This window comes from Microbacterium sp. 3J1 (assembly GCF_001049495.1).
Taxonomy (GTDB): Bacteria; Actinomycetota; Actinomycetes; order Actinomycetales; family Microbacteriaceae; genus Microbacterium.
In genome coordinates this window covers 116,813-131,515 of record NZ_CDWI01000004.1, presented here as the reverse complement: position 1 = coordinate 131,515, position 14,703 = coordinate 116,813, and the positions used below count along the sequence as shown (strand labels likewise).

Annotated in this window: 15 protein-coding genes; 9 read left to right on the top strand and 6 right to left on the bottom strand. The window is 70.6% G+C overall.

Going from position 1 to position 14,703, the window contains the following annotated elements; genetic code table 11:
- Window positions 1-72 precede the first annotated feature (72 nt).
- Window positions 73-1,503, bottom strand: coding sequence for a DUF6421 family protein (locus BN2660_RS02660; protein WP_091226922.1), 1,431 nt, complete (start codon window positions 1,501-1,503; stop codon window positions 73-75).
- Between the two features lie 71 nt (window positions 1,504-1,574).
- Between BN2660_RS02660 and BN2660_RS02655 the strand changes: the two genes are divergently transcribed.
- The 3 genes from BN2660_RS02655 to BN2660_RS02645 all read left to right on the top strand — a co-directional run bounded on the left by BN2660_RS02655 (window position 1,575) and on the right by BN2660_RS02645 (window position 3,471).
- Window positions 1,575-2,039, top strand: a complete 465-nt coding sequence (locus BN2660_RS02655) for an Lrp/AsnC family transcriptional regulator (RefSeq protein WP_091226920.1) — start codon at window positions 1,575-1,577, stop codon at window positions 2,037-2,039.
- 99 nt (window positions 2,040-2,138) lie between these two features.
- Entirely contained in the window at window positions 2,139-2,429 is a 291-nt protein-coding gene (locus BN2660_RS02650) for a DUF4287 domain-containing protein (RefSeq protein ID WP_091226917.1), read from the top strand.
- A gap of 172 nt (window positions 2,430-2,601) precedes the next feature.
- Entirely contained in the window at window positions 2,602-3,471 is an 870-nt protein-coding gene (locus tag BN2660_RS02645) for a 1,4-dihydroxy-2-naphthoate polyprenyltransferase (RefSeq protein WP_091227114.1), read from the top strand.
- A 37-nt stretch (window positions 3,472-3,508) separates the two neighbouring features.
- Here BN2660_RS02645 and BN2660_RS02640 read toward each other — a convergent pair whose 3' ends face one another.
- Window positions 3,509-3,808: a DUF4229 domain-containing protein gene (locus BN2660_RS02640; protein WP_091226915.1), complete on the bottom strand. Its 300-nt coding sequence runs from the start codon at window positions 3,806-3,808 to the stop codon at window positions 3,509-3,511.
- Window positions 3,809-3,865: 57 nt separating this feature from the next.
- Window positions 3,866-4,762 carry a hypothetical protein gene (locus tag BN2660_RS16400; RefSeq protein WP_141651224.1) on the bottom strand — a complete coding sequence of 299 codons (897 nt, stop codon included), beginning with the start codon at window positions 4,760-4,762 and terminating at the stop codon, window positions 3,866-3,868.
- 147 nt (window positions 4,763-4,909) lie between these two features.
- On the opposite strand from BN2660_RS16400, the gene BN2660_RS16395 reads away from it, so the two are divergent.
- From BN2660_RS16395 to BN2660_RS02610, 5 genes are all read left to right on the top strand, one after another.
- Window positions 4,910-5,893, top strand: a complete 984-nt coding sequence (locus BN2660_RS16395) for a glycosyltransferase family 2 protein (RefSeq protein WP_141651223.1) — start codon at window positions 4,910-4,912, stop codon at window positions 5,891-5,893.
- The gene (locus tag BN2660_RS02625) at window positions 5,890-7,248 is read left to right on the top strand and encodes a polysialyltransferase family glycosyltransferase (protein ID WP_091226904.1); all 1,359 of its coding nucleotides are present in this window, start codon (window positions 5,890-5,892) and stop codon (window positions 7,246-7,248) included. Before BN2660_RS16395 ends, BN2660_RS02625 begins: the two co-directional genes overlap by 4 nt.
- A gap of 4 nt (window positions 7,249-7,252) precedes the next feature.
- Window positions 7,253-8,422, top strand: coding sequence for an acylneuraminate cytidylyltransferase (locus BN2660_RS02620; RefSeq protein WP_091226901.1), 1,170 nt, complete (start codon window positions 7,253-7,255; stop codon window positions 8,420-8,422).
- Window positions 8,423-8,507: 85 nt separating this feature from the next.
- A complete protein-coding gene (locus BN2660_RS02615; protein WP_091226898.1) occupies window positions 8,508-9,380 on the top strand; it encodes an N-acetylneuraminate synthase family protein in 873 nt (290 codons plus the stop codon).
- Entirely contained in the window at window positions 9,377-10,795 is a 1,419-nt protein-coding gene (locus BN2660_RS02610) for a DUF6716 putative glycosyltransferase (RefSeq protein ID WP_141651222.1), read from the top strand. Before BN2660_RS02615 ends, BN2660_RS02610 begins: the two co-directional genes overlap by 4 nt.
- A gap of 37 nt (window positions 10,796-10,832) precedes the next feature.
- Here the strand turns inward: BN2660_RS02610 and BN2660_RS02605 are convergent, their stop codons facing one another.
- Window positions 10,833-11,615, bottom strand: coding sequence for an ABC transporter permease (locus tag BN2660_RS02605; RefSeq protein WP_091226893.1), 783 nt, complete (start codon window positions 11,613-11,615; stop codon window positions 10,833-10,835).
- On the bottom strand, window positions 11,612-12,667 hold the full coding sequence (locus BN2660_RS02600) for an ATP-binding cassette domain-containing protein (protein WP_091226889.1): 1,056 nt from the start codon (window positions 12,665-12,667) through the stop codon (window positions 11,612-11,614). Before BN2660_RS02600 ends, BN2660_RS02605 begins: the two co-directional genes overlap by 4 nt.
- Before the next feature lie 61 nt (window positions 12,668-12,728).
- Between BN2660_RS02600 and BN2660_RS02595 the strand changes: the two genes are divergently transcribed.
- Window positions 12,729-13,715 carry a helix-turn-helix transcriptional regulator gene (locus tag BN2660_RS02595; RefSeq protein WP_091226887.1) on the top strand — a complete coding sequence of 329 codons (987 nt, stop codon included), beginning with the start codon at window positions 12,729-12,731 and terminating at the stop codon, window positions 13,713-13,715.
- On the opposite strand, the gene BN2660_RS02590 is transcribed toward BN2660_RS02595, so the two are convergent.
- A complete protein-coding gene (locus tag BN2660_RS02590) occupies window positions 13,704-14,669 on the bottom strand; it encodes a hypothetical protein (RefSeq protein WP_176697055.1) in 966 nt (321 codons plus the stop codon). The genes BN2660_RS02595 and BN2660_RS02590 overlap by 12 nt on opposite strands.
- Window positions 14,670-14,703 lie beyond the last annotated feature (34 nt).

The window sequence follows — 14,703 nt, the reverse complement described above, 5'->3', positions numbered from 1 at the left end:
CGGCCCCCTGGCATGGCCGCAGAAGATGCAGACGGCCGTGACGGCCGAACCCCGGAAATGCGCACGTCTGCGTCAGTCGTCGGTACCGCGGATGCCCACGGTGGACTCGATGACCGGCTTCATCTTCTTGTCGAGAGCCTCGAAGAACATCGACAGCGGGAACTCGTCGTCCAGCACGGCGTCGGTGTACCCCTTGGGAGCACCGGCGAGGATCTCGTCCGAGAGTCCGCGAGCCCAGTTCGAGGCGGGATGCGGCGTGAGGACCGACCGGACGAGGTCGTACGCGGCCAGCCAGTGCGCCGTCTTCGGGCGGTCGATGGACCGCCAGTACAGCTCGTCGATCGCGTCGCCCAGCGCCACGACGGCGTCGGGTACGGCCGCCCAGTCGAAAGCGAGGGCGGTGTCCGTCCAGTGCAGCACCCCGCGCTGGTGCAGCCACGCGAACAGCAGTTGCCCACCGAGGCCGTCGTAGTTGCGCACGCGGGAGCCGGTGATCGCGAAGCGGAAGATGCGGTCGAAGATCACCGCGTACTGCACGAGGCCGGCGTGCTCGAGCATCTCCTGCTCGGATGCGGTGAGGTCTTCGCCTGCCTCGGATCGGGCACCCAGCGCGCGCTCGATCTTCACCGATTCGCGGAACGCGGTGAGATCGCAGCGCAGCTCCTCGAGCGAGTAGAGGAAGAACGGCATCCGCTGCTTGATCATGAACGGGTCGAACGGCAGGTCGCCGCGCATGTGCGTGCGGTCGTGGATGATGTCCCACATCACGAATGCCCGCTCGGTGAGCGGCTGGTCGTCGAGCATCGCGGCGGCGCGCTCGGGCAGGTCGAGCTTGGTGATCTCCGCGGCCGCGCGGGTGACCCGGCGGTAGCGGGCGGCCTCGCGGTCCTGGAAGATCGCGCCCCACGTGAAGGTCGGGATCTCGCGCATCGCGACGGTCTCGGGGAAGAGCACGGCCGAGTTCGTGTCGTAGCCGGGCGTGAAGTCCACGAGGCGCAGCGAGACGAAGAGCTTGTTCCCGTAGTCGCCGGCCTCGAGGGCTGCGATGAACTCGGGCCAGATGGTCTCGACGATGAGGGCCTCGACGAGGCGGTCGCTCGAGCCGTTCTGCGTGTACATCGGGAAGACCACGAGGTGACGGATGCCGTCGACCCGATGCTGCTGCGGCTGGAAGGCCATGAGCGAGTCCAGGAAGTCGGGAACCCCGAAGCCCTCGGCGACCCAGCGGTCGAAATCGGCGACCGAGGCGGCGAGGTACTCGGCGTCGTGCGGGAAGGCGGGGGCGAGCGCGCGGATGCCGGCGGTGATCGCCGCGACCAGATCGCGTGCGGCGGCGTGGTGCGCCGCATCCGGAATCGAGCCGTCCTTGATCTGCATATCGCGGAGGGCCACGGCCGCGTCCTTCAGCTGCGCCCACGCGGCGCTCTGCTCGGCGATCGCTGCGTCCTCGACGACCTCGGGTTCGCCGACGATGGCCTGAGTGTGCAGGGTAGGAGTGGACATGGAACCTCCGATCGCGAGATTGGGCGTAAAAATTCCGGCATAAACGGAATCCTGACGATAATCTTACATCCGTGGATGATTCTGTCGATCGTGCGATCCTCGCCGAGATCTCCCGCGACGGGCGGGCGACGTTGGCGCATCTGTCCGACGCGGTCGGCCTCTCCGTCTCGGCCGTGCAGTCGCGGCTGCGCCGCCTCGAGACCCGCGGCGTGATCTCCGGGTACCGCGCGATCCTCGACCCCGAGCAGGCGGGCACCCCCCTGTCGGCCTTCATCGAGATCACCCCGCTCGATCCCGCTCAGCCCGACAACGCCCCCGAGCTGCTCGAGCACCTCACGGCGATCGAGGCCTGCCATTCGATCGCCGGCGATGCCAGCTACATGCTCTTCGTCCGCGTCGCGACGCCGCGCGCGCTCGAGGAGCTGGTTCGCGACATCCGCCTGGCCGCCAACGTGAGCACCCGCACGACCGTCGTGCTGCAGACCTACTACGAGCACCGGCCGATCATCCCCCTCGCAGGAGACGCGACGCGCTGACCCCGCCCGCTCCGATCCGAGATTCGCGTGCACGATGTCGGAGGCTTCCGCCATCATGATCAGGAAGTCATCCGCCGACGCCGACACTCAGGAGCACCGATGTCCTTCCAGGCTTATCTCGACAAGGTCGAGGCCCAGACCGGCCTCACCCCGCGGCAGTTCATCGAACTCGCGAACGAGAAGGGGTTCGACGCGACGACGAAGTCGACCGTCGTGCTGAACTGGCTGAAGGAGGAGTACGGTCTCGGCCACGGACACGCGCAGGCGATGGTGCACGTGATCCTCAAGGGGCCGAAGATCAGCGACAAGCACGTCGGCAAGGGCGGGGCCCACGGCGACACGTCCGACACGCTGTGGCTCGACGGTAAGGACACAAACCCGAACCCCTGACGTTCCGCCGACCGACGCCAGCCGCCGGAGAAGGCCCATCGGGCGCACCAGTAGGATTCCCTGCGTGGCAGCATCGTCGAATCGCAAGAAGAACCCGGCCCGCGTGAGCGGCAACCCCGCCAAGCGCGCCAGCGGCGACCCGGCCAGGCGGCCCGCCGTCGAGGCCGGACCTGTGACCGTCGGCGACTGGATCGGCGCGGCGCGGCTGCGAACGCTTCCCCTCGCCATCGCCCCGGTCGTCATCGGCACCGGCGCCGCACGCAGCACCGGTCCCGAGTTCCATTGGGTCATCGCGCTCGCCTGCCTCGCCGTCGCCGTGCTGCTGCAGATCGGCGTGAACTTCACGAACGACTACAGCGACGGCATCCGCGGCACCGATGCGGTGCGCGTCGGGCCCGCTCGACTCACGGCGTCCGGACGCGTGAAGCCTCGCACCGTGCTCATCATCGGCCTCGTGTTCTTCGCGCTCGCCGCAGCGGTCGGCCTCGCGATCGTCGTGCGCACCGGCCAGTGGTGGATGCTCGCGGTCGGTGCGGCATGCATCGTCGCCGCCTGGTTCTACACGGGCGGCAAGCGGCCGTACGGGTACTACGGGCTCGGCGAGGTCTTCGTCTTCGTCTTCTTCGGCCTCGTCGCGACCCTCGGCACCACCTGGGTGCAGGTGTTCCAGCTTCCGCAGCAGGCGTGGCTCGGGGCCATCGCGGCGGGCCTGTTCGCGTGCGCGGTGCTGCTCGCGAACAACCTCCGAGACATCGACCAGGACCGCCTGGTCGGCAAGCGCACCCTCACGGTGCTGATCGGCCGGCGCGCCACGCAGGTGCTGTTCACCCTGTTCGTCCTCGCGCCGTTCGGCATCCTCGCGTTCATCGCGCTGCTCTACCCGATCGCCTGGGTGGGACTCCTCGCCCTGCTGTCAGGGCTCCCGGCCGTGCTGATCGTCTGGACCTACCGCCAGGCGAAGGAGCTCGTGATCGCCCTCGCACTGGTGTCGCTCACGGCGCTGCTCTACGCCGGAGCGCTGTTCTGGGCCTTCGTCGGCTAGAGACCGAGCGGCCACGACGACCGCGACCGTGTGAGGCTCAGGCCTGGCCGGTGCCGGGGCGCGACGTGCCGTCGATCGCCTCGTCCTCGGCATCCGCGTCGCTCTGCCCGGCGGGCTCACGGCCCGCGCGACGTTCGACGAGGCGCGCCGAGGCGTCGGTGAGCGGGGCGCGCAGGAACAGCATCGAGATGCTCACGCCGATGAGGGCGGCGAAGATCGCGGCGAGCCACCAGAACTCCCGGAAGATCGGGAAGAAGAACCAGAGGATCGCGAGCGGGACGAGGAACGCCAGCAGCCGCAGCACGGTGTAGACGAGGAAAGGTGCACGGTTCTTCACCCGGACAGTCTACGTTCGCGACCTGTGTCCCCGCCCTGTGCCCGGCCGCTGCGCCGTTCAGTCCTCGATACCGAGGGAAGACAGCGGGATGCCGCGCACGACGCGCTTCCACGGGTGCTCTCCGAGCGACCACAGGAGCTCGGCGTCGAGATCGAGAGCAAGGTCCTCGCATCCGACCGGCAGCGGGTGGCGGTCGCGCGTCAGAGCGTCGCGCGGGCCGACCCACAGCGAGCCCGGGCGCAGTCTGTCGGACTGGGAGACGAAATGCCGGTCGCCCCAGCGCACCGCTCCCTGCATCTGCGGGATGCCGGGCGAGAACCGCGCCTGCTCGACGAAGTCGTCGCCGTCCGATTCAGGCACGGTGAACTCCGCGATCCGGCCTTCGTCGCCACGGCTGTACTCGCCGATCAGCACCCGTCGCAGGGGGGTGCCGTCGTCGTCGAACACGCGACCGAGGTACGAGCAGCGGATGTCGATCGGATGCACGCGAGTGCGCACCGCGACCAACGCGGTCGCGGTGAGGCCGCGGCCGTGCGCTCCCGCGATCCGCCGCGCGTCGGACCCGCGCACCCGGCGGATGACGGCGAGGTCGAACTCCCAGATGCCTCGGCCGGTGGCGGCGACGAAGAGGCGGTCGTCGAACCAGGCGAGGCCGCCGGCGTGGATGGGCGCGGGCTGGAGCACGCCGTCGTCATCCTCCACGGCGAGCAGCACATCGAGGTGGCGGGACCGGTCGAGGTCGACGACGGCGATCCGCGACGCGAGGTGGGTGCCGTCGAGCTTCTGACGGAACCAGCTGACGGCGAGCGTGCGCCTGCCGTGCCACTGGCCGAGGTCGACGCCCTGCGGGTACCAGCGCCTCGTCCACGTCCGCGCGCTCAGCCAGCGCAGGTCGACCGTGTCGCGGCGCTTCTGGCGCACGGGGCGCCAGGTGGTTCCGAACGGCCAGAGCATGCCTTCCATCGTCGCCGATCGCGCGCACCGACGCGAACCGATGCGAATCGGACGGCGGGCGCGCGTCACCGGGCGTTCACCCGGGCGTCCCCGTCCGGCTACGAACGCCTGCGACCATGCCGGGACCGCCGACCACCCGGGAGTTCCGTGCGCACACCGCTCGTCACCGTCATCCTTCCTGCCAAAGACGCGGGCGCCTACATCGGGACGACGCTCGAGACGCTGACCCGCCAGTTCGACGACCCGGCGGCGCTCAAGCTCGTCGCGATCGACGACGGCTCCCGTGACGACACGGGAATGCTGATGCGTCGCTACGCCGAGCGCTTCCCGCACGCGGAGGTGATCGTCAATCCTCGAGCACGGGGCCTCGCCACGGCCCGTAACCAGGGGCTCGACCGGGTCGAGGGCGATGCGTTCTGCTTTCTCGACGGCGACGACTGGATGCAGGCGCGACGGCTCGACGTTCTGACCAGGCGGCTCCGGGAGACGGATGCGGACTTCCTCCGCACCGATCACGTCACCGTCACGGCGAGCAGGCGGACCCTCGTGCGTGCGCCGTATCCGTGGCGCGAGTCGGTCGCTCCGCCGCGCGAGGCGATCCTGCCGGAGAACGAGCCCACCATGGTCGACTACCCGTTCGCGTGGGCCGGCATCCTGCACCGCCGTCTCCTCGACGAGGGGCTCGCGGGGTTCACGCCGGGACTCTTCACCGCCGAGGACCGGCCCTGGATCTGGCGGCTGCACCTGCAGGCGCGATCTTTCGCGGTCGTCGAGGCGCCGGCGCTGCTGTATCGGCGCGGGGTCTCGACGTCGCTCACGCAGGTGCGCGATCGGCGGCAGCTGGACTTCGTCCGCGCGATGGACGAGGTGCTCGACATCGCGGCGGCCGATGCCGAGGCGGAGCGCTTCCTTCCCAAGGCGGTGTGGAGCGTGCTGGCGCTGAGCTCGCGTCACCTGGTGCGCGCCAGGAGGATGACGCCGGGCCTGCGTGCCGAGATGCGCGCCGGCATCCGTGGGCTGCTCGCCCGACTGCCGGAGGCCGAGGCGACCGCCGTGCTCGCGCGCCTCGACGGACCCCGGCGGCGCGTGCTCGCGCCTCTGCTTCGCGCGGTCGGGAGGGCTGCGGCATGACGCAGCTCTTCGCAGTGCACAGCGCCTACGGACTCGCCACCGCCGCCGCCGCCATCGACGGCGACCTGCTCGGGGCGCGAGGCGAACGACTCCTCGTGCCGTTCGTGTCGTCGCGGATCCCGGAGACCGCGGTGGGCGTCGCCGTCGACCCGGCGCTCGCGAGTCTTCGCGCGCGCTTCGACCGGATCGAGGACCTGGACGCGCTTCTCGGTCCCTTGCATCCGAGCTCGTGGAAGCCGCTCGCCGCCGAGCTCCCCGTGCTGCGGCGACTGCTCCTGCGGGCGTGGGACCTCGACGAACACGACCTCGAGCTGCTCGTCCAGAGCCCGCAGGTGGCACCGGGCCGCACCCTGATGCTGCTCTTCCCGCACGCGCGGATCACGATCATCGGCGACGGGCTCATGACCTACTCGCCGATGCGGGTGAAGATGCCGCACACGGTGCGCGCGCGGATCGGCCGCGTGGTGCACGCCGACGTGGTCCCCGGGGTCACACCTCTCGTGGCCTCGCCGACTGCGACGCCCGTGCCCGTCGGCAGCGACCTCTTCCGTGCGGTGCTCGACGAGACGGCGGCCGAGGTCGACGACACCGCCGACCTCCTCGCGGCACTCGACGGGGAGCGCACCGTGCTCGTGCTCGGTCAGTACCTGTCGGCTCTCGGGCTCGTCAGCGACGCCGAGGAGGTCGCCCTGCAGAAGGGGATGATCGACAGGGCGGCAGCCCGCTCGCCGCAGCACATCGTGTTCAAGCCGCATCCGTCGGCACCGCCTCGTCTCTCCGACGCGCTGCGCGACAGGGCGGCCGTGCACGGGATCGACTTCCGTGAGTACCGGGGAGCGCTCGCCGCCGAGGTGCTCGCCGAGCGGATCGACGCCGAGGCGGTCATCGCCGGATTCTCGACCGCGCTGCCGACCGTGCGCGCCCTGTACGGTCGCGCCATCGATGCGGTCGGAGCCGACACCGTGCTCGCGCGGCTCAGCCCGTACGAGAACAGCAACCGGGTTCCCGCGACGATCGTCGACGCCCTCACCCGTCAGGATTCGCCGTACCGGGAGCCGGAGCAGCTGCAGCTGCTGATCGATGCGGTGGGCTACGTCATGCAGCCCGAACTCGCCGGGCACCTGCGCAGCCGCGCGGAACGGCTGCTCACCGGCATCCGCCCCGCCGATCGTGAACGGTACTTCGACGCGGATCGACTGGCCGCGCTGCGTCTGCCCGGCGCTCCGCCCGAGAGCGCTGCCCGGCGAGTGCTGCGGCCGGCAGGCGGCGTCGGACGCGTGGAGGAGCTTCGGCTCACGGCCCTGGGCGCGCAGCGCCGCGTCGGGCGGGCCTGGCGCGCGCTGAGAGGACGATGAGGCGATGAACGAAGACGCACACGAGTCGGCGACGAGGACCGTCGCGATCATCCCCGCACGCGGCGGCTCGAAAGGCGTGCCGCGCAAGAACGTGCAACGGGTCGGCGGGGTGCCGCTGGTGGCACGGGCCGTGCGCAGCGCGCTCGCCGCGGCGGGCATCGACCTCGTCGTGGTCTCGACGGACGACGACGAGATCGCCGAGGTGAGCACCGCGGCCGGCGCCCGGGTGGTGCGACGCCCCGCGGAGCTGTCGGGTGACACGGCGTCGTCGGAGAGCGCGATCCTGCATGCGCTCGACGAGCTGGAGCGCTCGGGCGAGACGGCCGACATCGTGGTCTTCCTGCAGGCCACTTCGCCGTTCATCCCCGGCGACGCTCTGTCGGGCGCCGTCGAGGACCTGCGCACCGGTCGGGCCGACAGCGTGTTCTCGGCCCACGAGACGTACGGGTTCCTCTGGCGGCAGACAGACGACGGCGCGGCGGCGATCAATCACGACGCGAGTCGTCGGCCACGGCGGCAGGACCGGGAGCCCCACTATCTCGAGACCGGCGCGTTCTACGTGTTCCGCGCCGACCGGTTCCGCGAGGCGAAGCACCGCTTCTTCGGGCGCATCCGCATCGCCGAGGTCCCCGAGTGGACGGCGATCGAGATCGACGACGAGCAGCAGCTCCGCATCGCGCGCGCACTCGCCGCTCTGCACGAGGGCACGGAGCGGATCGACGTCCGAGCCGTGGTCACCGACTTCGACGGGGTGCACACCGACGACACCGCGAGCATCGATGCCGAGGGCGGCGAGCGCGTGCGCGTGAGCCGGGAGGACGGCATGGGCGTGTCGCTGCTGCGCGCGGCCGGCATCCCGATGCTGATCCTCTCGACCGAGGTGAACCCGGTGGTGCGCGCCCGTGCCGACAAGCTGCGGGTGCCCGTGCTGCACGGGATCGACGACAAGGAGGCCGCGCTGCGGTCGTGGGCGCATGAGGTCGGCATCCCGCTCTCCGACATCGCGTACCTCGGCAACGACGTCAACGATCTGCCGGCCATGCGGATCGTCGGCTGGCCGGTCGCCGTCGCGAACGCGCATCCGCTCGTGCGCGAGGAGGCGCGGGTCGTCCTCTCGCGAGAGGGCGGGCGCGGTGCCGTCCGCGAGCTGATCGAACGGGTGTTGCCTGGGTGACCGACTCCGGTAACCCTCCTGTCGCACGCAGTTCACTCTCGGCGCGTACCCAGGGGAGAAGGCCATTTCGACGACCGGAGGAACCATGACTGTCAGCATCGGCTCACGCGTGATCGGCGGCGGTCACCCCGCCTATGTCATCGCGGAGATCGGCCTCAACCACAACGGCGACGTCGACATCGCCAAGCGCCTCATCGACGTCGCGGCGAAGGCGGGTGCCGACGCCGTGAAGTTCCAGAAGCGCACCCCCGAGATCTCCACGCCCGAGCACATGCGCGACGTGCCGCGGGAGACGCCGTGGGGAACCATGAGCTACCTCGACTACCGCCGCCGCGTCGAGTTCGGCCGCGACGAGTACATCGCCGTCGGCGACCACGCCACCATGCTCGGCCTCGACTGGTTCGCCTCCCCGTGGGACGTCCCCAGCGTCGCCTTCCTCGAGGACCTCAACGTGGTGGCGCACAAGGTGGCCTCGGCCAGCCTCACCGACACCGAGCTGCTCCTCGCCCTCCGCGAGACCGGCAAGCCGATCATCCTGTCGACGGGCATGTCGACCATCGCGCAGATCGACCGGGCGCTCGAGACGCTCGGCACGGACCGTGTCGTGCTCATGCACGCCACCTCGACCTACCCGCTGGAGCCGGAAGAGGCCAACCTCCGCGCGATCGCCACGCTGCGCGACCGTTACCCCGGCGTCCCCGTGGGCTACTCGGGTCACGAGCGCGGTCTGCAGATCTCCCTCGCCGCGGTCGCGATCGGCGCGGTCGCCGTCGAGCGTCACATCACGCTCGACCGCACGATGTGGGGCTCCGACCACGCCGCCTCGCTCGAGCCCGCCGGCCTCGAGCACCTCGTGCGCGACATCCGCGTGATCGAGAAGGCTCTCGGTGACGGCGTGAAGCGCGTGTTCGACAGCGAGCGCGCACCCATGGCGAAGCTGCGTCGCGTCACGGCATGAGCACACCCGGCATGAGCGTGAGCGGATCGGGCACTCTGCGCGTCGTCGCGATCGCCGACGCCGATTCGTTCGTGAAGTGGTCGGCGTCGCTGCTCGGCGGCGTGCCCGGCATCCGTCCTCATCTGCTGATCGTGCGGACGCCGCTGACGGTCAGCGTCGAGCAGCAGCGCACGGCGCTGACCGGAACCGGGATGCCGGCGGAGAACGTCACGCGGATCTCGTTCGCCGAGACCGTGGGCTGGCTCGAGGGCCAGCGGCCCGATGTCGTGCTGCTCGCCGGCCGCGGCCCGTTCGTGCGCCTCATGGGCAGGGTCGTCGATCGGCTGACCCGTCGGCCGGTCGTCGTCGCGGGGATGCCGGGCATGGCCATCCCCGCCCAGCGCGGAGCGCTCGACTACAGGCGCTACGCCGATCTGCTCGTCGTGCACTCTCATCGCGAGGAGCGGGCGTTCGCCGAGCTCGGACGCCGCATCGGCGTCGGGGTTCCCACGGCACTGGCCACCCTGCCGTTCGCGCGACTGCGATCGAGGATGCTCGCGCCCGACCGTGCGAGAGTGCTGGCCGCCGAGCCGCACGGTTCCTCACGGGGCGCGATGCTCGTCTCGGAGCGCCCCGACGAGGGGCGGGAGAAGCGTGAGCCGGCCACCGACATCGTCTTCGCGGCCCAGGCCCTCGTCCCGGTCGGGCGGGAGGAGCGGGCGGAGATCGCGGCGACCCTCATCCGTGCGGCCGAGGCCGACCCGGGTCGGCGCGTGGTCCTCAAGCTCCGGTCCCGCCCGGGCGAGACGGAGACCCACCGCGAGCGCGACTCGTATCTCGATCTCCTGCCGTCGCGGCATCCGGCCAACCTCGTCGTCTCGTACGACTCGATGGCCTCGGCGCTCTCGACAGCCGCCGGACTCGTGACCGTGAGCTCCACGGCGGCGGTCGAGGCCGTCGCGGTCGGGGTGCCGGTGATCGCGCTCGATTCGTTCGGCGTCAGCAAGAGCCTGCTCAACACCGTCTTCGTCGGCAGCGGGCTGCTCGGCGGTCGCGCGGAGGTCGTGGCCGGCCGCTTCCGGCATCCGCACCCCGACTGGCTCCGCGACAACTACTTCCACCCGTCGTCCGAGTCGACGTGGTGGGAGCGCGTCGAGCAGCTGGTCGCCATGCGTCGCTCGGGATCCCTGCCGGCGCGGGTCGTTCCCGCCGCACGCGGCGGGGCGATGCGCGAGGCCTGGCATCGGGCGAGCGTGCTCGGGGGAGAGGACCGCACCCTGCGCGGGGCTGCGGCACTCGCGCTGGGCGCACCGGCGACGAAGGCGCTCGCCGCCCTCCGACGCGGCCGTGCCTCGGCCGACGGCGACACGTGGGCCGACGCGAGCACGGACTTCACGCTGGAACCCAACCCGTTCCACGACTCGATCCGGCGCTGAGGCACGCCGGATCGAGTCGCCGGGGTCAGCTGCCGGGTCAGCTGCTGCGGCGGATCGCCCGCACCCCGACCGCGAGGCCGACGATCGCGACGGCCAGCGCCGACACCCAGCCCCACAGCACGGTCGCGTCGCCGAGATCACCGGCGAAGAGCGCTCGCTCGGCCTGCACCACCCAGTTGACCGGATTGACCGACGCGACCGCGCGCATCCATTCGGGGGCGTCGTCGAGTGGAAGCAGCATGCCCGAGAGGATCAGCAGCGGGAAGATCAGCGCCTGCTGCACACCCCAGAACAGCCACTCGCGGTCCTTCGTCGCGAGTGCCAGCGAGTACGAGAGCGAGCCGAGCCCGACGCCGAACACCGCCAGCAGTGCGAGACCGATGAGGAGGCCCGGCACGTTGATCGCGAACCCGAAGGGCCAGGCGATCAGCACGATCACGAGCGCCTGGACGACGATCGGTGCGATCTCCTTGAGGGCGCGGCCGATCAGGAGCGAGGAGCGGGCGAGCGGTGCGACGAGCGTGCGTTCGTGCGAGCCGGTCATCATCTCGTACTGCAGGTTCGAGCCGGTGGCGCCGGTGCCGAACAGCACGATCATGACGAGCACCCCCGGCACGAACCAGGCGAGCGTCTCGCCGGCCGGCTGACCGGAGCCGCCGATGAGCAGCGGAGCGAACAGCCCGAGGAACACGAGCGGCTGCAGCAGGCTGAAGATCAGCGTGAACGGGTCGCGCACCACGGGCTTGAGCTCGCGGGTCAGCACGTTCTTCGTGTCGCGCACGAGGTTCGCCCGCACGAGGGTGTCGGTCGAGGTGGTCATGAGAGGGCTCCTGTCGTGGCGGTGGTCGCGGCGTCGGTGGTCGCGGCAGCGGCGGTGTCGGTGGCGGTCTCGGACGCCTCGTCTCCCTCGCCCGCTTCGCGCAGCGTGCGCCCGGTGAGGGCCAGGAACACGTCGTCGAGGGTGGGCGGGACGCCGGTCGCGCGCCGGACGAGGATTCCGGCGGCATCCAGCTCGCGGACGATCACGGGCAGGAGCCGGTCGCCATCAGGGACGGCGAGGGAGACCGAGTCGCCGTCGAGGGTCACCTCCGCTGTGCTGAGCCTGGCGATGACGGGGCGCGCCAGCGCAGCATCCGATTCGGTCGCGAAGCCGAACGTCAGCACGTCGCCGGCGAGGGTCGCCTTGAGTGCCGCAGCGCTGTCGTCGGCGATGATCCGCCCCTTGTCCATCACCATGACCCGCTCGGCGTAGCGATCGGCCTCCTCCAGGTAGTGCGTTGTGAGGAAGACGGTGGTTCCGTGCTGGGTCCGGAGATCGAGGATGTGCTGCCACAGGTTGGCGCGGCTCTGCGGGTCGAGACCGGTCGACGGCTCGTCGAGGAAGATCAGAGGAGGCGCGTGCATGAGTCCGAGCGCGATGTCGAGCCGGCGCTTCTGCCCGCCGCTGAGCTGCTGCACGGTCCGGGTCGCGAACGACGAGAGGTCGAGGGACTCGATGAGCTCGTCCGCGCGACGGATGCTGTCGCGACGCGTCATGCCGTAGAACGCGCCCTGGCTCAGCAGCTCGTCGCGCACCCGTTGCGAGAAGCTGCCGCTCGTGAGCTGCCCCACGTACCCGATGCGGGCGCGGACGCCCGCGGCATCCGTGCGGATGTCGTGCCCGACGACGCGCGCCGTGCCCGAGGTCGGAGGGATGAGGGTCGTGAGCATCCGCAGGCTCGTGGACTTGCCCGCGCCGTTGGGTCCGAGGAACGCGACGAGTTCGCCGCGGTTCGCGATGAAGGAGAGGTCGGTGACGGCGTCGACCGACGTCTTCTTGACGGTGAAGACCTTGGTCAGGCCCTCGGTTTCGATGATGGATTCGTTCGCCATGCCCCGAGAGTAGAAGGCAACCAGGACACATCCTGTCCGCGATATCTGGGACTCTTGACTCATGTCCGACACCACCTCCCGAGCGCTCGCACTGCTCAACCTCCTGCAGACGCACCGGCACTGGCCCGGCTCGGAGCTCGCCGGTCGGCTGGGCGTGACGGAGCGCACGGTGCGTCGTGATGTGGACCGGCTGCGCGAGCTCGGCTACCGCGTCGAGTCGACGCCCGGCGCCGCGGGCGGGTACCGGCTCGAGGCGGGCAGTGCCGTGCCGCCCCTGCTGCTCACCGACGACGAGGCCGTGACGATGGCGATCGGCCTCCGGGTCGCCGCGACGCAGCAGATGGTCGGCGGCTCGGAGGTGACGCTCACCGCCCTCGCGAAGCTCGAGCAGGTGCTGCCGTCGGCGTTGCGGCGACGGGTGAACGCGCTCGCCGCGTCCGTGCAGCCCACCTCGACCCGGCAGGCTCCGGTCATCTCGCCGGTCGTGCTCGGCGAGCTCGCGCTCGCGGCGCGCGACCACGAACGCGTACGCGTCCGCTACGTCGACAGAGAGGGGCGCGAGAGCATCCGTCGCGTCGAGCCGCACGTGCTCTCGCCGTCGGAGCGCAACTGGTATCTGCTCGGCTGGGACATCGAGCGCGACGACTGGCGCACGTTGCGCGTGGACCGCATCGAGGCGGTCGAGCACACGAGGGTGCTGTTCACACCGCGCGACATGTCGGAGGAGGAGGTGCAGGAGCGCATCCTGCTCGCGACGTCGTGGTCGCCGCAGAAGATCGAGGCGGATGTCGTCATGGACCTGCCGATCGATCGCATGCGCGAGTACTTCGGCATCTGGGCCGACGGCGCCACGCCCGAAGACGCCGACCGCACCCGGTGGCCGGTGGGAGGCTCCGACTGGCGCGAGGCCGTCTACGGGATGTTCTACGTGCCGCCGGGAGTCGAGTTCACGACGGACTTCCCGGAGCCGCACCGCGCCGAGCTCCGCGAGGCTCTGGGGCGCCTCATCAGGGCGCTGGATGCTCCTGCGCCGCCGTCACGGTTCTGACCGGCGGTCGGCGACGATCGACGGCGGGTTCACGTCGTCCCAGCGCTGGAAGGTCTGGACCCACCAGAACGCGCCGAACAGGATCAGGGCCACGGCCTCTCCGATGAGGACGACCGGTGTCTCTCCGAAGACCTGGCGGAACAGGACGGCCGCGACGAGCAGCAGGAGGTCGACAATCAGCAGCCCGGCGATCCAGCGGTAGATCGTGCGCTGGATCGGTGTCGGCGGTGTCTCGTCAGGATCGAGCGGCCCGCCGGCGTAGAGGATCGGCACCGCGGCGAACACGCTGAAGAACACCAGTGTCACGACGAAATGGATGCTGTGCACCGGCCAGAAGGTGAAGGGGAACGCGTCGTCCAGAGCCGGCACGAACGCGAGCGCGGCCATCGCCGTCGCGGTGACGAGCGCGATCGCGGACACGACGACCGCGGCCCGGTTCGGCGTGCGGGTCTGGGCGCGGATCACCGCCATCGTGATGACCACGGCGAGCACGACGAGGGCGTAGACCGCTATGCCCGCCTTCGCGCCGCCGATGTACTCCACGGGGATGCAGTCCACGGGGCCGGGACACGACGTCTCGTCCCGTACGACGGCGTCGGCGATCCCCGAGACGCCGATCGCCGTCGGCACGACTCCGGTCGGCACGATCGCGATGAGTGGAGCGAAGACGGCGCACACGTCGAGCAGCGTCGTCGCCCGACTGCGCCCCGACAGAGCGAGGAGCGCCACCGAGGTCGCGATGAGCGCACCCACGAACACGTCTCGCACGGGCGTGTAGAACGCGTGACTGATGGAGGGGAGGGGCTGCCAGCCGAAGGTCAGCGGCTCCCAGGACACTACGACGCTCTGAAGCGCGACCGCGACGAGCAGCGCGAACACGATGAGGACCAGCGAGAGGCGCAGGTACCGGTGGGTCTTCTGACCGGTGGTGGCGGGGTCGTCTGCGGCGGCCATGCTCGTGACGGTACACGCCGCCTCCGACGGCGTC